We start from the raw sequence: 19,295 nt of genomic DNA on the forward strand, positions 1-19,295 counted from the left end.
CCTCGGGATGGGGTCAGTCCTTGCGCCGGCGCGGCCGACTCAGTCCTTGCGCCGGCGCAGCCGGCCCAGGCGGGACATCACGGGCACCGAGCCCATCATGACCCTGATCAGCACCAGCAGTCCGATGACCGGCGGAACGTACACGAGCCAGATCGGCGGTCCGCCGCCGGAGTCGTCGCCGCTGTTCGCGGCTTTCCTGGCCTGCAGGTCCGGCTTGTCAAGCGCGGGATCGTGGGTCGGGATCGTATCGCTCGGCTTCTTGGCCCGGTAGGGCTTCTGCCCGACCAGCGCCGGCGTCCGCCCGCCCGGGCAGGTCGGCACCTTGCTCACCGCCGGCTGCCCGAGAGGGACCTTGTACTCCAGCGTCGCGGGCGTGTTCAGCGTCAGCTGGAAGACGACGTTCAGCACGGGCAGACCCTTGTCCATGCCGATCACGTTGTCCAGGACGTTCTTGAGCCTCGGCGCCGCCGCCAGCGTCCTGTTCAGGTCGGACAGGTAGCGCGGGTTGTAGCTGCCGACGCCCCAGTTGCCGAGCATGTCGACGGCGCAGCCGAAGTCGGGGCCGGTCTTGTCGAGCAGGCCGTTGACGGTGGCGAGCAGGTCGGGGCCCCGGTCGCGCAGCTCGGCGATCTGGCCGCGGACCTGGCTGAGCGCGGCGGTGAGCGCGGCCAGGTTGTCGATCCCGGCGCCGAGTTGCCCACGATTCTGGTTCAGCACGTGGGTGATCCGGCCGAGGTCCTTGGTCAGCCCGTCGAGCAGCTCGGTGTTCTCCGCGAACGTCTTGGTGAGGTCGTCGCTCCCGTTGATGATCTGGCGGAGCGACTCCTCGCGTCCGGACCAGCCCGCGGCGAGTTCGCGGGTGAGGACCGCGGCGTCGTCGGGGTTGATGGCCTTCAGCGAGTCGATGACCGCCCCGAACAGGTCGCCGTACTTGGGCGGGACCTTGGTCTGCGACACCGGGATCACGGTACCGGGCTTCATCGGCGGGGCGCCGGCCCGGCCGGTGCCGGGGGTCAGCTCGACGACCGGCTCGCCGACCGCGGACTTGCGGGCCGCGGCGGCCGTCACGCCCTGCGGGATCTTGACGCCCCGGTCGATGTCCAGCCGGACGACGACCTTGTTCTTCTCCAGCCGCACCGAGTCGATCTTGCCGATCCGCAGGCCCAGATAGTCGACCTCGAAGTTCGGGTGGAGGCCGGGCGAGGACTCGAACTCCGCCGTGATGTGGTACGGCCGGTCGATGAAGTCGAACCGGATGACGTTGTTGAACGCCCACACCACCATCACCACGGCGAGGACGGCGAAGACCGCCAGGTTGATCGTCAGACGCCGGGTCATCCGCGTCCCTCCAGGATCTTCTCGAGGTCCGGCAGGGCGCCTTCGAGCTGCTTGGGAATGTCGGTCGACGCGGACTTCTTCGGCTTCTCACTGAGCCCGGGGAAGATCGGCTTCCCGTCCGGCCAGGTGATCCGGAGGATCGGGTAGAGCAGCAGCTGGCCGTCGTAGGTGGCCAGCGGGATCTTGTAGGAGAAGGCCACCAGCCCGTCCACGATGGCGGTGAGGCGCTTGCGGTTGCTGCCGAGCTGCTGGAGGACGGGGTCGAGGTCCCGCAGCAGCGCACGGAACCGGAGGATGCGTCCTTCCAGGACCTTGTCGTTCAGCTCGCGTGCCATCCGGGTGAGCCGGTCGACGGCCTTGATGATCTTCTCTTTGTCGTCGTTCAGCATCCGCGTGGTGCGCTCCAGCTGGCCGGGGGCCTCGTTCAGCGCGTCACTGCCGTTGGCGAGCGACCGGCCGAGCTTGGCGAACCGGTCGACGGACTCGCCCAGCGCGACGCGCTGCGCGGCGAACACCCGCACCAGCTCCCCCGCCTGGGCGATCGTCTTGTTCAGCTTCTGCCCGTTGCCGTCCAGGGCGGTCGCGCCGGCGTTGACCACCGTCGCGAGGTCGTCGCCGGCGAGCGCCTGGATCAGCGGCCCGGCCTGCCCGACGACCTGCTCGAACGCGGGCTGGACGCCGGTGTCGGTGATCGCGGCGCCGCTGGCGTAGAAGGGGCCGCGGTTCAGGCTCCCGCCGGGCGGCAGTTGCAGTTCCACGAAGTTCTCGCCGAGCAGCGACGTCACCTTGATCTCGGCCCTGGCGCCCTGCGGGATCTTGACGCCGTCCTTGATGGACAGCGTCGCCCGCGCCTTGTAGCCGACCAGCTCGACCTTGGTGACGGTGCCGATCGTGATGTCGGACATCTGCACGCTGTGCCCGGCGACGAGGCCCTGCGCATCGTCGAACGTGGCGGTCAGCGTGAGATCCCCCTTCGGCGCGCCCGCCGTCTTGTAGGAGCAACCCGAGACCGCGAGGACCGCGGCGACGATGACCGCGAGAACCTTCCCACTCATCAGTTGCCTCCGTTCTGCCAGGGACAGTTGGAGTTCGGTTTGGGCAGCGGGCAGTCGACGTCGTCGGTGTCCATCAGGCCCTTCAGCCACATCCGCAGGAACGCGTCGGTGGCGAACCGGATCTGCAGCGACTTGTTCTTCGGGTTGTAGCCGCCGATGAGGGCGTCACCGATCCCGGGCAGTACGTGCAGCAACTGCGCGATCTGCTTGGCGTTGCCCTTGAGGACGAGCGCGGCCCTGGTGAGCACCGCCAGGTCGTAGGGCAGGTTGCCCTTGTACTTCTGAATGAGCTTGTCGCCGTTCTTCGCCAGCTCGAGGACGCCGGCGACGAGCTGCTGCAGCTCGCCGCGCTCGGCGCTGAGCACCCGGCTCGCCTCACCGAAGTCGCGGATCATCGCGCCGAGGACCTGCTCGCGCCCGCGCACCACGCCGGCGAGCCGGTCGAGGTTCTTGGCGACCTCGATCAGTTCCTGGTCCTGCCCGGCGACGTTCTCGACGAGGCGGGCGCTCTGCTCCAGGGTGGCGTTGAACTCCTTGCCGTTGCCCCGCACCGTGTCGGCGGCGGTGCCGAGCGCGGACTGCACCTTGGTCGGGTCGAGCGCGTTCGCCAGGTTGGTGAAGGAGCTGAGCGCGTCGTCCACCTCGACCGGCACGTGGGCGCGCTCGATCGGGATGACGTCGGAGGTCTCCTTGGCCTGCCCCGGCCGCCACGCCGGATGCAGGACGAGGTTGCGTTCGCCGATCAGGTTCAGCGGGACGATGGACGCCTGCACGCCCCTCGGCAGCGGCACGTCCTTACGCAGGTGGAAGGTCACCTTGACCCTGTCGCCCTGCTTCTCGACCGTGTCGACGAGGCCGACGTCGGCGCCCATGACCTTCACCTTGGACTGCGGGTAGAAGGATCGGGCCTTCGGGACGTAGACCACCATGCTGCGCTCGCCGCCCCCGGACGGGGCCAGCGAGCAGCCGCCGAGCGAGGCGGTCAGCGCCAGGCCCAGCGCGACCGCGATGCCTCTTCCCCTGCCCATCAGTTGCCTCCCTGGCCGCGCCGGGTGGAGATCGGGCCGGGCGGCTGCAGCGGGCCGAGGCCGGTGAACACGCCCTCGATCCAGGGGCCGTTGCCCTTGAGGTTGGCGACCTGCTGGAACGTCGGCCCGAGCAGCGAGAAGTCGGTGTTCAGCGCGTCCATGTTGGGCGCGAGCCGGGTGGTCAGCAGGTGCAGGTTGTCCAGCAGCGAGTCGAGCTGCCGCTGGTTCCTGGAGATGACGTTGGACAGCGTCCTCACGGTGCGGTTGCCCTGCCCGATCGTCGCGGCCAGCTCGTTGCGGTGCCGCACCAGCGTCTGCAGCAGCACCTGGCTGGAGTTGATGATCTCGCGGAGCTGCTGGTCCTTGTCGGCCAGCGTGCCGGTGATTGTCTTGCTGCTCTCGATCAGCTTCTGGATCTGCGGGTAGGAGTCGTTGAGCATCCGGGACAGGTCCTGGACGTTGACCAGGATCCGGCGCAGCTTCTCCGCGCCCGGCGACTTGATCTGGTTGATCTCGGTGAGCAGCTTGTCGACGCTCTTCTGGTCGAGCTTGCCGACGATGTTCTGCGCGCCCTCCAGGGCGTCCGGGACGGTGAACGGGACGCCGGTGCGGTCCAGCGGGATGCGGCGCCGGGATTCCGGCACGTCCGACATGTAGGGCTTGGACACCGGGCCGGACAGCCGCAGGTACCGGCCGCCGAGCAGCGTCGTCGTCTGGATCTCCGCCCGGGTCTTCGGCCCGAGGTCGATCCCGGCGTTCACGTGCCAGGTGACGATGATCTTGCCGTGTGCGAAGTCGGGCTCCACCGAGGTGACGCGGCCCGACTTCACTCCGGCGACCCGCACGTCCTGGCCCTTCTTCAGCCCGGCCGAGTCGCTGAACTCGCCGCTCATCGTGTAGCCGCGGTCGAACAGGCGGAGCTGGCCGACGGCGAACGCGAACACGCAGGCTGCCCCGAGCGCGGCCAGCGTGACGATCGCGACAAGCTTCCCGTTGACGTCGCGCAGGGACTTGAGCGCCATCAGCCGCCACCCCCTTGCAGCATCTTCTTCAGCTTGGCGAGGTCCTCCTTGGACGGCCCGTCCGTGCCGGGAGCCTTCGGCAGCTCCATCGGGAACGGGCACGGCCCCTGCTCCACGTTCAGGCAGAGCGCGTTCGTGCGCAGGAAGTGGCCGCCGTTCGCGGAAGCGAACAGCTGCCGCAGCGTCAGCGGAAGCTGCTGCACCATCTTCTCCAACTGGTCGACGTTCAGCCGGAACGTCTCGGCGAACTCGCCGAGGTTGCCGATGATCCGGGACAGCTGCGCGTCGTTGCCGCCGAGGACGTGGTTGAGGTTCGTGGTGACCCCGCCGATCTCGACGATCGCGTTCTCCAGCAGCGCGCGGTTGTTCGCGAAGACCTTGGTGAGCGATTCGAGGTTGTCGACGCTGGCGGCGATCTGCCGATCCCGGGTGGCGACGGCGCCGCTCACCGTCCCGTAGTCGTCGATCATCTTCTCGATCGTCTTCTTGCGGGCCGCGAACGTCTGGAGCAGCACGTCCAGGTTGTCGGTCAGCAGCGAGATGTTCCGCTCGTTCCCGTCCAGCGCCTGGGAGAAGGAGAACAGGATCTTGTTGAGCTGGTCCGGGTCCAGGCTCCGGGTGATCGGGCCGAGGCCGTTGACGATCTCGCCGAGGTCCACCACCGACCGGGTGTGCAGGACGCGGTCGCCGTCGCCCAGCTTGCTCTGGCTCGTCCCCGGCTCCAGGTAGACGACCCGCTGGCCCATCACGTTCCGCCAGCGGATCGCGGCCGTCGAGTCGGACGGAACCTTGACCTCCTTGTCGACGGCCAGCTTCACCACGGCCTTGCCACGCACCACCTCGATGCTCTTGACCTGGCCGACGGGCGCGCCGGCGACCTTCACGGCGTCACCCTCCAGCAGGCCGGTGACGTCGTCGAACGTCGCGGTCACCTGGTAGCGGGCCTTGAAGCTCGTGCCGAGGATCATCTGTCCGATGTAGAAGGTGAGCAGCCCCGTCACCGCCACGAACACCAGGAACTTCAGCGTCGTGGTGTGATCGGGTCCGCGCGCGGCCTTGCCGCGCAGCCGCGGGCTCATGGCCGCCCCCCGGTCTTGGTCCGCCCCGGGAGCTGCAGCTCGAAGGCGGTCTGCTGCGGCGTGGTCGCGCAGACGTCGATCATGATCTGGCAGATGTCCAGCGGGAGGTCGTTGCGCGCCTGGGCGATCACTGTGCCCTGCGGGCCGGGAATGCGGATGATCTGCGCCAGCAGGTTGAAGAACCCGTTCAGGCTGTCCAGGAGCACCGGGATGTTGCGGCCCTGCCGGTTGAACACCGACACGATCTTTCCGCCGTTGTCGACGATCTTCCCGAGGTTGCCGCCGTGCTGCTGGAGGTTGGTGCCCAGCGTGTCACCGAGCTTGCCCGACTCGTCGAGAAGCTGAGAGATCTTGTCGGGGCGCGCGGTGATGGTCTCCGACAGCCGGTTGAAGTCACCGACCAGTCCGGCCATCGTGTCGCCTCGGGATCCGAGCGTGCCGGACAGCCCGTTGATGTCGTTCAGGAGCCCGTTGATGGCCGCCCGGTCCTTGTAGGTCGCGTCGACGACGATCGCGCCGTTGTCGATCGTCCGGCGGAGCGCCGGGCCCTGCCCGGACAGCCCGGTGCCGAACGTGTGCAGCAGCGTGGCCACGTCGTCGGGGTTGATCGCCTTGGTGAGCTTGTAGGCCGGCCAGGCGGTGTCGGACAGGTCCTCGGGGTCGTGGGTCTTCACGACCGTCCCGCCGTCCTTCAGGAAGGGGCCGGTCAGCTCGTGCGCGCCGAGGTCGAGGTTGAGGTCCTTCGGGCCGAACACCGAGACCGGCTCGACCGTCGCGACCGCCGTGTCGGCGACCTTGACGCCCTTGTCGATGCGGAAGCGGACCTTGACGCGGCCCTGGTGGTCGAGCTGGATCTTGTCGACGTCGCCGACGGCGATCCCGCGGACCTTGACCTCCGACTTGCCGGGGTCGAGCCCCTGCCCGGCCCTGCTGAACGTCGCGTTGAAGTACGTGGAGCCCGCGTGGGACGGCGTGGAGCCGACCGCGACGAGCGCCGCGGCGGCCGCGATGACGCCCGCGCCGACCAGCCCGAACGCCGTCCGGGCCCGCTGGGACAGTGTCTCCTCGCTCATCCGGTCAACTTCACTGTGCTGCCGTGGCCCCAGAAGATGTAGGACAGGACCAGGTTCATGAGGATCATCAGGATGGTCGACTCCCGGATCGCGCGGCCGGCGGCGACACCGACGCCCACCGGTCCGCCCGCCGCGTAGTAGCCGCGGTAGCAGTGGATGAACATGATGATGAAGGCGAACACCGCCACCTTGATGACGCTGTAGAACACGTCGATCGGCGGCAGGTAGAGGTGAAAGTAGTAGTCGTAGATGCCGGGCGAAAGCCCGAAGTACTGGATCGTGATGAACCTGGTGGCGAAGAACGCCATGAACAGGGAGACCAGGTACAGCGGGACGAGGGCGATGACGCCGGCGGCGACCCTGGTGCACACCAGGTAGGCCAGCGAGTTGATGCCCATGACCTCCAGCGCGTCGATCTCCTCGGAGATCCGCATCGCGCCGATCTCGGCGGTGAACCCGGTGCCGACCTGCGCGACGAGTGCGACGCCCGCGATGATCGGGGTGACCTCGCGGACGTTGGAGTAGCTGGCGACGAGCCCGGTGAACGCCTCCGCGCCGATGCGCTCCAGGCCGGGGTAGCCCTGGAGGCCGACCATCGCGCCGGTGGCGAGCGACATCGTCGCGATCACGAAGATCATGCCGCCGCCGATGACGAGCGCGCCCACGCCGACGGTGATGTCGCTGACCTGCTTGGCGAGGGTCTTGCCGTACTTGCGGCGGATGATGATGTCGAAGAACAGGTGGTAGAGGACCCGGCCGAGGAAGACCGGCAGGTTGGCCGAGGCGGCGAGGCCGGCGGTCCGGCCGCGGAAGGCCCGGCCCAGCTTGCGTACGGGGGATATGGCGACCATCAGAACCTCGGGGGGAAGAGAACCTGGTAGATCATGGTGAGGATGTAGTTCGTCGCGAACACCACGATCGAGGTGACCACCACCGCCTTGTTGACCGCGCGGCCGACTCCGACGGGGCCGTAGTCGCAGTTCATGCCCATGTAGCAGGCGACCGCGGCGGCGATGAAGCCGAACACCCAGGCCTTGAACAAGGTGATCAACAGGTCCGAGAACTGCAGCAGGGTCGTCGCGCCGTCGAAGAACGCGCCGGGGCTGACGCCCTGCTGGATGACGTTGAAGTAGTAGCCGCCGATGACGCCCGCCAGGATCACCACCGAGCACAGCAGCCCGGACACCATGCTCGCCGCCCACAGCCTGGGGGTGACCAGGCGGTGGATCGGGTTGATGCCCATGACCTCCATCGCCGCGAGTTCGTCGCGGATGTTGCGGGCGCCCATGTCGGCGGTGATCGCCGACCCGCCCACGCCGGACACCAGCAGCGCGGCCGCGAGCGGCGCGACCTGCTGGATCATCGCGGCGGTGAGCAGCGCGCCGGTGCCCGACTGCGCGCCGAGCTGGCGGGCGATGTCGCCCACCTGGAGCGAGATCGTCGCGCCGAGCGGCACCGCGATGAGCATCACCGGGACGCTCGTCACGCGTGCCAGGAACCAGCACTGCTCGATGAACTCGCCCCACCACTGCCGCAGGTCCCAGGAGCGGCGCAACCCCTCGAGCAGGGTCACGCACAGCAGTCCTGTCTCGTCGAGTGCTCGCCCGACGCGTCTGCGGGCCAGGTCCGGGGCCTTCGTGAGGCTCAGGGCCATCAGCCGGCGACCTCCCCCTGGGGGGCGGGGTGAAGGTACATACCAGCCTCCTTCGTTCTCGGACGTCGGCGCTCATCCGATACTCCGGCCGTTGCCGGACCACAGGCGGCGCCCACGTCCTTGCCATCGATGCGCGCCACCGTGGTCTCGGAAGAGACCGTGATCACCGGGCACCCGAGCAAGCACTCGGGCACCGCGTGTGATCTGAGGCACTCTATTGGAAGAAGGTCTAAGAAGCGAGTACTTACATTGGGATTTGTCCGAAGCTACGATCGGCGGATCGAGGCGCGCGGTGAAGGGACGGATGACGAGTTGGACGGCGGCGGTTTGGACGGCGACGTCGGCGTCGGCGCGGACCCGCTGGTCATGGGCGTCCGGGACCGCTGGGAGACCCAGGGCCTGCGGGGCGAGCCGTGGCCGTTCATGGCGATCTGCGCGGTCGGGCGGCTCAACCAGCTGCTCAACAAGGCGCTGGACGCCGAGCTGAGGCGGCTGGACCTGACCCGCACCGGCTACTTCCTGCTGACCACCCTCGCCCTCATGCCGCGCGGCAGCGCCCGGCTGAGCACGCTCGGCCGGTTCCTGATGATGCATCCGACGACGGTGAAGCTGACCGTCGACCAGCTGGAGGCCGGCGGGCTCGTCGGCCGCACCCGGCATCCCCGCGACCGGCGTGCGACGCTCGTCGCGATCACCCCGGCCGGACGGGAGCGGGTCAACGAGGCGGGCCTGGCGCTGGAGGCGCCCGGCGGGGCGCTGGCCCCGTTCGAGGGCACGCACCGCGAGGTCTTCGAGGCGCTCCAGCCGGCCCGTCTCGCGGCCGGCGACGTGGAGACGCCGGAGCCCGGCGCGGGCTGACCGTCCGCGCGCGACGCTATCCCCGCGCGAACTGAACCGCGTACCATGCCGCCCGCGTACCATCACTTCGACGACACGACACCCCGGGCGATAAGGCAGTCTTCTCCTATGCCACAGAGTCACGGCACTCGCAGACGTCCCGCAGGCGGCCGGCGCTCCCGTCCCGTCCCGCCGCCGCGCGCGGCGGCCGACGAGTACGGCTCGTCCGGCGGCGGCCCGTACGACCCCTCCGACTCCCACGGCGGGCCTCCGCCCCCGCCGGAGAAGAAGCGCCGCGTGCGGCGGGTGCTCACCAGCAACGTGACCATCACCGTCGTCGCGATCGCCGCGCTCGGCACGGCGGTCACGGTCGTCGACCTCGGCGGCTTGGCCGGCGACGACACCAAACCGCCGAAGGCCGCCGCGGCGGGGCTGTCGACCAACGACATGCTCGCCAAGCTGACGTCGGCGTCCGACATGGACGCGGTCGCCGCCGACGCGATCGCCCATGCCAAGGAGCGCGCCTACAAGTTGCACCAGGCCGAGCTGAAGCGGCTCAAGGAGAAGGCCAAGCGGGACGCGGCGGCACGGGCGAAGCTCAAGGCGCAGCAGGAGCGCGAGCGGCTCGCCAAGATGAACCCGAGCGCCGCGCAGAACAAGCAGTACGGCAGGAAGATGAACGCGCTCAAGGGCTGGGACCGCTGCTGGCCGTCCCTGCTGACGCTGTGGAACCACGAGAGCGGCTGGAACGAGCGGGCCGAGAACCCGTCCAGCGGGGCGTACGGCATCCCGCAGGCGCTGCCCGGCTCCAAGCTCGCCAGCGCCGGGGCCGACTGGCGCACCAGCTCCCCCACCCAGATCGCGTGGGGCCTCGGCTACATCAAGGCCCGCTACAAGGACCCGTGCGGCGCGTGGTCCTGGTGGCAGGCGCACAACTGGTACTAGCCGGACTGGTATCAGCGGGACTGGTACCAGCCGGGACGCCGGTACTGGCCCGGGCGCCATATGCCGCCGTTCCGGCCCGTCCGCAGGGCCGCGACCTGGCACCATAGAGGGATGCGGACGAGCAGGGCGCGTCAGGGAAACGACAGCGCGAACGGCGAGGCGCCGGCGGGCGGCGGGGCGGCGGGCGGCGGGCGGCAGTGGGCCCGCGCGGACGCCACGCGGCAGGCGCTGCTGAACGCCGCGCAGGGCGTGTTCGCCGACCGCGGCTACGCCGACGCGGGCATCGCCGAGATCGTCGAGCGGTCCGGGATCAGCGTCGGCAGCCTCTACCACCACTACGGCGGCAAGGCCGGTCTGTACGTGGCGCTGTGGGAGGAGCTGACCGCCGAGCAGGAGGCGAGCGCCGCGCAGGCGGTGTCCGCCGCCCGCAAGGAGGGCGAGTCCGACCCGATCGCGCTGTTCACCGCCGGGGCCCGCGCCTACCTGCGGGTGTGCTGGGAGCGCCGGGAGGCGGCCCGGCTGTTCCTCGGCGGGGAGGGCCCGTCGGGGTCGTCGCTGATGCGCCGCAGCCGCGCCCAGCACTGGATCGCGCAGAACACCAAGCTGCTGCGCGGCCCCCGGCCGGGCGAGCCCGCCGGGCGGGCCGAGCAGGTGCTGAGCCTCGTCCTCACCACGGTCATCGGCGAGGCCGGGCGGGAGATCGCCACGGCCGAGGACGAGACCGAGGCGGCGGAGATCATCGATGAGGTGTGCCGGATCCTGATCCGGCTGGCCCGCTGACCTCCGGCGGTCCGACCTCCCAGCGCACGATCCGCGCCAGCGCCACGACGGACTCCGGGTCCTCCCACCACGGCGCGATGGGCCGCGGCGGCGCGGGCCGGGGCGTGACGGCGGGGCGTGTGGACGGTGCGGGCAGCAGGCGCACCGGGTCGGCCGGGACGAGTCCGATGTGGCCTTGGCCGGTGTGGAGGCGGGCGGCCGGCCGGAGCGCGGCGGCCCCGCGGCGGACCATCTGCAGTCTGACGAGCAGCAGCGCCACCGACGACGCCATCGCCGCGAGCACGCCCGCCTGAACCGCGCTCAGGTCCTCGACGCCGGAGTCGTCGGCGGGGAGCGCGTGCAGAGCGGCCACCGGCATCGGCGCGATCCGCGTGGGCGCGATCTCCGGGGAGCTGATCGGCGGCAGCGCGACCTGCGGCCCCTGGATCACGGGGGCGGGCGCGGCGCCCGCCGGCGGCGGAAGGCCCGGCGGGCCCCCGGCGGCGGGCGGGAGGGCTGCCGGGCCGGTCGAGGCGGGCGCCGGAGTGCTCGAAGCCTCGGGCGTCCCGCTGGGATGCGGCGTCGGCGTCCCCGGCCGCGTCGGCGCCGGTGTGGACGGCTGAGTGGGCGCCGAAGTCGGAGTTTCCGTCGGGGTGGGCTCCGGTGTCGGCGTGGGCGGCGGGGTCGTGGGCGTCTCCGTCGGCGTCGGCTCCGCCGTCGGCGTGGGAGTCGAGGTGGGCGTGGGAGTAGGCGTGGGCGTGGGCGTGGGCTCGGCGATCACGGGGGCCGCGCCGGAGACGGCGATCGCCGCCGCCGCGCCGACGCCCACCAGGAACACCCCGCCCGCCGGCCGTGAGCGCATCCGTCCGCACCTCCACCCGTTCCGATGAACGCATGGGAACACGGGACGAGTGCGCCGCTCAAGACCTATCGGAAACCTTGTCAGAACTCTGCGTCCTTGGCCGCACGCCGCATATTTCGCTTGTCATCCGGCTCGCATTTTTTCGCGGCGTGCGAGCGCCCGGCCGTCCGGTCAGGTGCCGGTCGCGGCGGTCCGGGGACGGGCGGCGGGGACGCGGCGGACCGCCAGCCGGATCGGCGGCACCGGCTGGAGCGGGCGCTGCGGGCGGCCCCGGGCGGGCTGCGGCGGGAGCGTCCGCAGCCGGGCGGCGGTGGGCCGCTTGCCCGCGAGCCGGACGCCGGCGGCGCGCAGGCGGCGGCGCGCGGCGCGCGGGACGCGGACGTCGGTGCGGCGGACCAGCCGCAGCCTGACGAGCAGCAGCGTCACCCCGGCCCCCAGCGCGGCGAGGAAGCCCGCCTGGAGCGCGGTCAGCTCCTCGACGGTGAACGGTTCGGCGGGGAGCCTGCGCAGGTTCGACACCGGGACGAGCGGCCCGGAGTTGGGGGCGATCTGCGGGGCGTTGGCGGGCACGATCGGCGGCAGCGCGACCTGCGGCCCCTTCATGCCCGCGAGCGGGTTGAAGTCGGGCGGGGTCAGCGGCGGGACGCCGTCGGGGAACTGCGTCGGGCTGATCCCGGGCGGCAGCGCCCCGGACGCGGACGTGATGATCAGCTTGTAGCTGCGGGACACGCTCCTGGCCTTGCTCGCCGACACCGACGCGCGCAGCGAGATCACGCCGGGCTTGGCGTTGGACGGGGCCCGCACGGTCGCGATCGCGGCGGCGCCGCCGGATCCGACGCTGCCGAGGGACTGCGTCCCGGGGCTGACCGAGGCGCCCGACGACGCCATGCGCAGGACGACGCCGCTCGCGGTCGCGTTCGCCGACGCGATCCGCACGGTCGCGGTGATCGAGCCGCCGGGGCGCATCGTCGCCACCGACACCGTCAGGCCGAGGGACAGCACGGGCGTCTTGGGCGTGCCCGGCGGGGTCGTCGGCGGGGTCGTCGGGGGGTCGGTGGGCGGGTCCGTCGGAGGATCGGTCGGGGGGTCCGTCGGGGGGTCGGTCGGCGGGTCCGTGGGCGGATCGCTCGTCGGCGGATCGGTCGGCGGGTCCGTCGGCGGGTCCGTGGGCGGATCGCTCGTCGGCGGATCGGTCGGCGGATCGGTCGGCGTCTCGGTCGGCGTCTCGGTCGGCGTCTCGGTCGGCGTCTCCGTGGCGGGAGCGCTCGGGGTGTCGGTGACAGTGGCGCTCGGCGTCGGGGTGGTCTCGTCGGCGTGGACCGGCTGGACGCCCGTCATGCCGATGAGCGTCACCGCGCCGAGTCCGGCCAGGACCGATGCCGATCGTGAGCGCACCCCGAACCCACCTCCACCGCGTCTTCGCCATCCCACCGAATTGCACTGAATTGGATGGAAGCATGCGACGATTCGGCGGATCAACCCCGCACGTCAAGGTCCGTGTCAGGTGCTCATTTCCCGCCGATCCGCTCCTGGCCGATTGTCATTGGATGATTGTTTCCGCGGGGCGGCCTCGTCGCGTCCGCTCTCGGCGCCCGGCGGCGCGGCGGCGCGTTCGCGCAGCTGCTTCGCGCGCAGCACGGCCTCGATCGCGAAGCGCGCCTCGGCGTCGGTGAGCCGCTCGCCGAGGACGCCGTCGACCTGCCGCATCCGGTAGCGGACGGTCTGCGGGTGGATGCCGAGTTCCTTGGCGATGTCGTTGGCGGTGCCGCGGGTCACCAGCCAGGCGCGCAGCGTCTCCAGGAGGCGGTCGCGCTGCCGGGCGCTGAAGGCGTCCATCTCGCCGAGATGGCGGCTCGCGAGCTGGTCGATGAGCGCCTGGTCCGACAGCAGCCAGAGGGTGATGAGGTGCTCCTCGCAGTCGGTCACCGGGGCGTCGCCGAGCACGCCGGTCTCCACCAGGCCGAGCGCGCACCGCGCCCACCGCAGAGAGTCGGCGACGCTGGGGGTCGGCACGGTGAGCCCGACGACGATCTGCCCGTCGGGCAGGACGCGGTGCAGGGACCGCCGCCGCTCCTGGGTGGGCTTCCCGGGGACGATGAGGAACGGCTGAGTGGCGGTGAGGTCGGCGAGCACGTCCTCGTCCAGGGCGGCCCGGACGTACCGGGCGCCGGGCGGGGCCACGACGGCGGTGGCCTCCTCGGGGATCGTCCAGCCGGCACGTTCGGCGGCTTCGGTGAGCACGCGGGACGACCCGTCCCGGCGCAGGAGCAGTTCCAGTAAGCGGCGGCGGTGCGCCTCGGCCTCGCCGTCGGGGCGGGCGTCCATGTAGCCCTCGAGGGCGAGGGCGGCGAGCTCGTCGATGTAGGCGAACAGCGCGTCGGCGAGCTGGGCCATCACCTCGGGCGACACGCGGCGGCGCGGCCCGACCTTCATGATGCGCCGCCAGGCCACCTGCGCGCCGATGCGCAGCGCGGCCTGGAGCGTGTCGAGCGTCCGCCCTTCCTGGGCTTCGAAGCGTCCGAGCCTGCGGTAGGTCTCGTGGTGGCGCTCGTTCGGTTCGAGCGGGTTGGCGACCCTGTCGACGAAGTCGGTGAGCGCGCGCTCGACCCCGATGCGCAGCGCCTCGACGTAGGGGCCCTTGAGGGGGCGTCCGTACTCGGGGATCGACCGGCGCACCTCGTCGATGATCTCTTGCGCGAGACTGGGCAGTTCCGGGCGCATCAGCAGGGCGAGCCGGCGCGGCAGCCGGGCTCGCCGCCTCACCGTCCCCCGCGTCAACGTCTGTTGTGCCACGGGCACACCTCCAGGCGCCGCCATCACGGACCGGGGCGTCGAACCGGGCGGGGGCACCCGGCCGTCCGGACGATCGGCTGTATGTCGTCAGGCCGAGGGCATGCCGAGCGAGGGACCCCGCACACCCCCCGCTTTCTGTGAGCTGAAGCACATTGAACTTAGATCAGAAAGGGCGCGTCAAGGTAAAAGGAAGGCAAAATCAGCAGGGTGTGGCCTATCAGTTACATTTGGCGTCTAATATCGGCGGCCTTATTTCAGTGACGGTCTCCGTTCTCGCAGCCTGTGCGCGCGCAGCACCGCGTCCAGCACGAAGCGCGCCGCCGGGTCGGCGAGTTGCCGGTCGAACGCCACGCTGATCTGCCGCATCCGGTACCGGACGGTCTGCGGGTGCAGCCGGAGCCGGTTGGCCGCCTCCACCGCGTTTCCCTGTGCGTCCAGCCAAGCGACGAGAGTTTCGGTCATGCGCATTCGCCGGGTGCGCGGCATGCCCGCGAGCGCGGCGAGTTCACGCCGGGCGAGCTGGTCGAGCAGCGGGCCGTCCGACAGCAGCCACAGCTCCAGCAGATGCCGTTCGCACAGCGTGGGTCCGGCGTCCTCCAGGCAGCCGGACTCGACCAGCGCCAGCGCCCGCCGCGCCCAGCGCAGCGAGTCGGCCGCCTGCGCGAGCGGGACGGTCAGGCCGACCGCGGAGCGGCGTTCGGGCAGGGCGCGGTTCAGCATCGCCGCGCGTTCCGGGCTGTAGGGGCCGGGGATCAGCAGGTGGGGTTCGGCGTCCGCGAGGTTCACGAGGACGTCGCCGTCCATCGCCTCTCGGAGGCACCGCGCCCCGGCCGGCATCGCGACCATCGTGACCGTGGCCGGCACGTCCCAGCCGGCCGCCTCCGCCGCCTCGGTGAGCGCGCCGGTCGCCGCGCCGGGCCCGAGCACCATCCGCAGCAGTCGCCGGCGGTCGCCGGGCAGTTCGTCGGCGGACGACCGGACCTCCAGGTACCCCTCGACCGACAGGGAGGCCAGCTCGTCGATGTAGGCGAACAGGGCCTCGGCCAGCCGCGTCATGACCTCCGCGGGCAGCCGCCGCTCCCGCGCGACGGACGCGACTCGCCGCCACGCGACCTGCACCCCGACCCGGTAGGCCGCCTGGAGCGCGTCCAGCGTGCGTCCTTGGTACGCCTCGCTGCGGCCGAGTTCCCGGCACAGTTCGTCGCGCCGCGCGTAGCTCTCGCCGCCGCCGGTGAACTGGTCGAGGAAGGCCGCCATGGTCTGCTCGACGGTGATCCGGTAGGCGGCCCGCTCGGACCTCCCCTCCCGCCGGGCGTACTCGGGCACCGACCGCCGGATCTCTTCGACGATCTCCTCGGCCAGCGATGGCAGCTCGGCGCCCAGAATGGCGATGACCTGTGCCGGGAGAGCCCTGGGGCGGCTCCCTCCGCCGACGAGGGTGCTCGTCATTCGCCCTCCCCTCCCACCGTCCAAAGAAATGCCCCGATAAAATGTAACCCACGCCACGCCTGCCGCCCACCTTTACGGACGAGAACTCCATGACCAAATGGACGCCGTACTCACTCGGCAACAAAAACGGTGGCATTAATTGATCACCCGGAGACAATCTGGAGCGGCACCGCACCCGCGCCGTGACCCCGGCACGCTCCCCCGGATCCGGCAATCCCCCGTCCACCTCAGTCGGAACTATGGGCACAATTCCGTCATAGTGCCACGTAACGATTTTCCCTCACCGTAGTCACCCGAACACCCTTAGTGTCAGCCTCATGCCCTCCGCCGACCACGAGCTGCCGATCGCCCTGCTCAACGACCAGCCCGCGCTGGCCCCGGAACTCTTGCAGGCCGTATCCGGCATCAAACCCCCCGAATACGAACACATCGGACTCGGATCGGACACCTTCACCGACACCGGGCCGACCGAGTACCGTGCCGACACGGTCGTCATCCTGGGCGAGCCGAAGCGGCCGGACCTCGCGATCGTCGTGGAGAACCAGCTCAGACCCGACCCGCGCAAGCGCTTCGTCTGGCCCGTCTACCTGTCCACCCTGCGGGCCCGCCGCGAGTGCCCCGTCACCCTGCTGGTGCTCTGCCCGGACAGGGCCACGTCCGCCTGGTGCCGCGCGCCGATCGAGACCGGGCACGAAGGATGGGCCCTGCGCCCCTGGGTACTGAACCTCGCCGAGGCCCCCGCCGTCACCGACGTAGAGAAGGCCCGCGCGCTGCCGGAACTCGCGATCCTGTCCACGCCCGCCAACGCCGACGGCCCCCACCGGAAAGCCGTCCTGACCGCCTTCGCCGAGGCTCTGGAGGTCACTGACCGTGACAGGGGCGGCAAGTACCATGACTACGTGCGGTCGAAGCTCTCCGTAGCCGCGCGACACTGCCTGGAGGAGATCATGCAAGCAGAGGTCTACGAGTGGCAGAGCGACTTCGCCCTCCGGTACATAGCCGAAGGCGAAGCCAAGGGCGAGGCCAGAGGCGAGATCAAGGGCGAGGCCAAGGCAATCCTCCGATGCCTCGAAGTACGCGGCGTCGCCGTCGACGAGGAATCGCGACAGCGCATCATCAACTGCACAGATTCGGAACAGATCGACGCCTGGCTCACCCGTGCCGTAGTCGCGCACACCCTCGACGAGGTCTTCGACTGACACGCGCACGCCCGAACCGCGGTTCGCCCTTCCAGGGCAGGCCGCGGTTCTGCATTCGGAGAGACAGCCAGCCACAATTCCGTCATTACACCATGTAGCGATTTTCTTGCAGCATAGTCACCCAGGCGCGTTAGCGTCCATCTCATGCCCACCGTCACATATGACAAGTTGCGCGACATGATTCGGAATCGGCCCGCCCTGGTGGTGGAGCTGTTCCAGGAGGCGTCCGGGATCGAACCCCCCGGCACGATCTGATCTCAGTGCCGTGGATAGGTCTCGTCGACCAAATGGGGACAGTCCTCATCGGTGACCCGGATCAGCCGGACCTCATGATTCATCTCGAACTCCTCTCCGAGATCATCCCGCAGAGGCGTTACTCCTGGCCGTCCTACTTGGCGAGTCACCGGGCCTACTACAAGTGCCCGGCCACAATGGTGGTCCTGTGTCCGGACGAGGCCACGGCCGAATGGTGCCGCCAGCCGATCGAGTGCGGGCTAGACGGCTGGGTCCTGCGCCCCTGGGCTCTGAACCTCGCCGAGATCCCCGCCGTCACCGACCTGGACAAAGCCCGCGCACTGCCGGAACTGACCGTGCTGAGCGTCCTGGCCCACGCTGACGGACCAGACCAGAAGGCCGTCCTCACTGCCTACGCCGAGGCGATGGAGGCTCTGGACCACCGGGAAGCATTCCAGTACGAGTGGTACATAAAGTCGCAACTCTCCGAGTCCGCGCGATCCTGTCTGCAGGAGATTCGCTATGCCATGGGCAGGGCGGAGGGAGCCGCGAACGGGTTCCTCACATTCTTGGACGCACGTGGGTTCGTCGTCGACGACGCCCTCCGTAAGCGCATCACCACCTGCCGGGACTTCAAGCAGATCGAAACCTGGGCATGGCGTACGCCTTCGGCCCAGACCCTCGACGACATCTTCGCCTGACAGCCGCACACGCGAAGCGTGGCTCGGCCCTGAGCGCCGAGCCACAACTTCACGCCCCGCCGACCCCCGCCACGTTGACCTGCGGCGTGTTGTTGTTATGCGACCTTCCAGAGCAACAACACGCCGCAGGTCAACGTGGTGGGCGGCGGGCGCTGAGGGCCTTGCGAATGCGGTTCACCACCTGCCGGGGGTTGCGGAATAGTCCGTCTTTGTTCACGCGGATGACTATCCAGCCGTCGTCGATCATGCGGCCGTCGCGTTCGATGTCGCGGCTGTACTGGTCGTAGTTTTGCTGGTGGTGCAGCCCCTCGTACTCGATGGCAATCTTCACGGCGGGGTAGGAGAGGTCGGGGCGCGCCAGCCACACGCCCCAGTCGTTGCAGACGTCCTGGTTGGCGACGGGCCGAGGGAGGCCGGCGTCGACGATCAGCATCCGCAGCCGCGTCTCCGGTGGCGAGTCACTTCGTGGTTCCAGATGAGGCATCGCGAGCTTGGCCTTTCTGACTCCGCGGCGCCGGTGGCAGTCCTCCAGGAATGCGTTGAGGAGTTCTCGGGTGCTGACCTGCCGCCTCAGCATGTGGTCGCCCGCGATGATGAGGTCGATGCGCGGCACCGAGGCCGCCAGTTCGAGGAACAGCCGCTCTGGGCCGATCACGCGGCGGTCCCGTAGCGTGCGCACTTGCCGTGCGGGAATCGAGTAGCCGTGCACCTTCAACTGCTTGATACGAGGCACAGTGGACGCCGTGGCGGGCACGGCCGCGTGGACTCGCAGGTCCTCGTCCGGCACCGGCACGTCGTACAGGCGAGCTGCGGTCACCCCGCAGAAGACCGCGTCCGGCGGGAGTATCAGTGCGGCGGCGTCACATTGCAGCTGGATGGAGTCGTCCAGGTTCGCGGGCGCGTATACGTCGTGGAACACATGCCGGTAAAGCCGGGAGCGGAGTTGCTGAGCCGTCACGCCGGCCTGCACCGCCTCAGCCGACCGAAATGGACGATTTTGGAGATTATGTGGAATATCTCGGGGGGTTCTCACTGAGGTGATCTCAGCGAATCACCGGACGTAGCCGTGTTCGATATGGGTGAGGACGAGTGCGGCTTTGGCGATGTCACCGATTCGGCTGGGGCTGGCGGTGATGTGCTGCAGGATGCGCCAGCGTTGGGTGAGCAGGGCGAAACCGCGTTCGGCCAGGCATCGCAGGCCGCGCAGCAGCGCGTTGTAGGTGCGGGTATCGGCGTCCAGGGCCTGACCGCCGGAGGGGTGCTTGAC

The 19,295-nt window shown here is 70.0% G+C and carries 21 protein-coding genes; 7 read left to right on the forward strand and 14 right to left on the reverse strand.

The features are described 5' to 3' along the window. Positions 1-39 precede the first annotated feature (39 nt). Genes SM611_RS06430 through SM611_RS06465 form a run of 8 tightly spaced genes read right to left on the reverse strand, consistent with a single transcriptional unit; the run spans position 40 to position 8,249 of the window. Entirely contained in the window at positions 40-1,338 is a 1,299-nt protein-coding gene (locus SM611_RS06430; RefSeq protein WP_371947971.1) for an MCE family protein, read from the reverse strand. Beyond that, complete coding sequence (locus SM611_RS06435) at positions 1,335-2,393, reverse strand: MCE family protein (protein WP_371947973.1); 1,059 nt, start codon at positions 2,391-2,393, stop codon at positions 1,335-1,337. The genes SM611_RS06430 and SM611_RS06435 overlap by 4 nt, the downstream gene beginning before the upstream one ends. Continuing rightward, on the reverse strand, positions 2,393-3,421 hold the full coding sequence (locus tag SM611_RS06440) for an MCE family protein (RefSeq protein WP_371947974.1): 1,029 nt from the start codon (positions 3,419-3,421) through the stop codon (positions 2,393-2,395). Before SM611_RS06440 ends, SM611_RS06435 begins: the two co-directional genes overlap by 1 nt. Then, on the reverse strand, positions 3,421-4,443 hold the full coding sequence (locus tag SM611_RS06445) for an MCE family protein (protein WP_371947975.1): 1,023 nt from the start codon (positions 4,441-4,443) through the stop codon (positions 3,421-3,423). Before SM611_RS06445 ends, SM611_RS06440 begins: the two co-directional genes overlap by 1 nt. Next, the gene (locus SM611_RS06450) at positions 4,443-5,522 is read right to left on the reverse strand and encodes an MCE family protein (RefSeq protein WP_371947976.1); all 1,080 of its coding nucleotides are present in this window, start codon (positions 5,520-5,522) and stop codon (positions 4,443-4,445) included. The genes SM611_RS06445 and SM611_RS06450 overlap by 1 nt, the downstream gene beginning before the upstream one ends. Next, complete coding sequence (locus SM611_RS06455) at positions 5,519-6,595, reverse strand: MlaD family protein (protein WP_371947977.1); 1,077 nt, start codon at positions 6,593-6,595, stop codon at positions 5,519-5,521. The genes SM611_RS06450 and SM611_RS06455 overlap by 4 nt, the downstream gene beginning before the upstream one ends. Further along, complete coding sequence (locus tag SM611_RS06460) at positions 6,592-7,446, reverse strand: ABC transporter permease (protein ID WP_371947978.1); 855 nt, start codon at positions 7,444-7,446, stop codon at positions 6,592-6,594. The genes SM611_RS06455 and SM611_RS06460 overlap by 4 nt, the downstream gene beginning before the upstream one ends. Then, positions 7,446-8,249 carry an MlaE family ABC transporter permease gene (locus SM611_RS06465; protein ID WP_371947980.1) on the reverse strand — a complete coding sequence of 268 codons (804 nt, stop codon included), beginning with the start codon at positions 8,247-8,249 and terminating at the stop codon, positions 7,446-7,448. Before SM611_RS06465 ends, SM611_RS06460 begins: the two co-directional genes overlap by 1 nt. Before the next feature lie 312 nt (positions 8,250-8,561). Between SM611_RS06465 and SM611_RS06470 the strand changes: the two genes are divergently transcribed. The 3 genes from SM611_RS06470 to SM611_RS06480 all read left to right on the forward strand — a co-directional run bounded on the left by SM611_RS06470 (position 8,562) and on the right by SM611_RS06480 (position 10,811). Beyond that, positions 8,562-9,107, forward strand: a complete 546-nt coding sequence (locus SM611_RS06470; protein ID WP_371947981.1) for a MarR family winged helix-turn-helix transcriptional regulator — start codon at positions 8,562-8,564, stop codon at positions 9,105-9,107. A 108-nt stretch (positions 9,108-9,215) separates the two neighbouring features. Then, the gene (locus tag SM611_RS06475) at positions 9,216-10,031 is read left to right on the forward strand and encodes an aggregation-promoting factor C-terminal-like domain-containing protein (RefSeq protein WP_371947982.1); all 816 of its coding nucleotides are present in this window, start codon (positions 9,216-9,218) and stop codon (positions 10,029-10,031) included. Between the two features lie 111 nt (positions 10,032-10,142). Further along, positions 10,143-10,811: a TetR/AcrR family transcriptional regulator gene (locus tag SM611_RS06480; protein ID WP_371947984.1), complete on the forward strand. Its 669-nt coding sequence runs from the start codon at positions 10,143-10,145 to the stop codon at positions 10,809-10,811. Here the strand turns inward: SM611_RS06480 and SM611_RS06485 are convergent. Continuing rightward, positions 10,768-11,169, reverse strand: coding sequence for a hypothetical protein (locus SM611_RS06485; RefSeq protein WP_371947985.1), 402 nt, complete (start codon positions 11,167-11,169; stop codon positions 10,768-10,770). The two genes, SM611_RS06480 and SM611_RS06485, sit on opposite strands and share 44 nt — an antisense overlap. A gap of 13 nt (positions 11,170-11,182) precedes the next feature. Between SM611_RS06485 and SM611_RS06490 the strand changes: the two genes are divergently transcribed. Together SM611_RS06490 and SM611_RS06495 are read left to right on the forward strand one after the other, a co-directional pair. Next, positions 11,183-11,413: a hypothetical protein gene (locus tag SM611_RS06490; protein WP_371947987.1), complete on the forward strand. Its 231-nt coding sequence runs from the start codon at positions 11,183-11,185 to the stop codon at positions 11,411-11,413. Positions 11,414-11,443: 30 nt separating this feature from the next. Then, positions 11,444-11,680, forward strand: a complete 237-nt coding sequence (locus SM611_RS06495) for a hypothetical protein (protein ID WP_371947988.1) — start codon at positions 11,444-11,446, stop codon at positions 11,678-11,680. Positions 11,681-11,823: 143 nt separating this feature from the next. On the opposite strand, the gene SM611_RS06500 is transcribed toward SM611_RS06495, so the two are convergent. From SM611_RS06500 to SM611_RS06510, 3 genes are all read right to left on the reverse strand, one after another. Next, positions 11,824-13,047, reverse strand: a complete 1,224-nt coding sequence (locus tag SM611_RS06500) for a hypothetical protein (RefSeq protein WP_371947990.1) — start codon at positions 13,045-13,047, stop codon at positions 11,824-11,826. Between the two features lie 105 nt (positions 13,048-13,152). Continuing rightward, the gene (locus SM611_RS06505; protein WP_371947992.1) at positions 13,153-14,445 is read right to left on the reverse strand and encodes a PucR family transcriptional regulator; all 1,293 of its coding nucleotides are present in this window, start codon (positions 14,443-14,445) and stop codon (positions 13,153-13,155) included. A gap of 249 nt (positions 14,446-14,694) precedes the next feature. Continuing rightward, positions 14,695-15,894 (reverse strand): PucR family transcriptional regulator, encoded by a 1,200-nt coding sequence (locus tag SM611_RS06510; protein ID WP_371947993.1) that lies wholly within the window; start codon positions 15,892-15,894, stop codon positions 14,695-14,697. A 317-nt stretch (positions 15,895-16,211) separates the two neighbouring features. Between SM611_RS06510 and SM611_RS06515 the strand changes: the two genes are divergently transcribed. After that, positions 16,212-17,093: a hypothetical protein gene (locus tag SM611_RS06515; RefSeq protein ID WP_371947995.1), complete on the forward strand. Its 882-nt coding sequence runs from the start codon at positions 16,212-16,214 to the stop codon at positions 17,091-17,093. Between the two features lie 287 nt (positions 17,094-17,380). Continuing rightward, the gene (locus SM611_RS06520; protein WP_371947997.1) at positions 17,381-18,028 is read left to right on the forward strand and encodes a hypothetical protein; all 648 of its coding nucleotides are present in this window, start codon (positions 17,381-17,383) and stop codon (positions 18,026-18,028) included. Between the two features lie 130 nt (positions 18,029-18,158). Here SM611_RS06520 and SM611_RS06525 read toward each other — a convergent pair whose 3' ends face one another. Both SM611_RS06525 and SM611_RS06530 read right to left on the reverse strand, forming a co-directional pair. Further along, a complete protein-coding gene (locus SM611_RS06525; protein WP_371947999.1) occupies positions 18,159-18,998 on the reverse strand; it encodes a DUF559 domain-containing protein in 840 nt (279 codons plus the stop codon). Between the two features lie 81 nt (positions 18,999-19,079). Next, the coding region (locus SM611_RS06530; protein ID WP_371948000.1) for a transposase family protein at positions 19,080-19,295 on the reverse strand (216 nt) is incomplete at its 5' end.

The organism is Actinomadura monticuli, from assembly GCF_041463655.1.
Lineage (GTDB): Bacteria > Actinomycetota > Actinomycetes > Streptosporangiales > Streptosporangiaceae > Spirillospora > Spirillospora monticuli.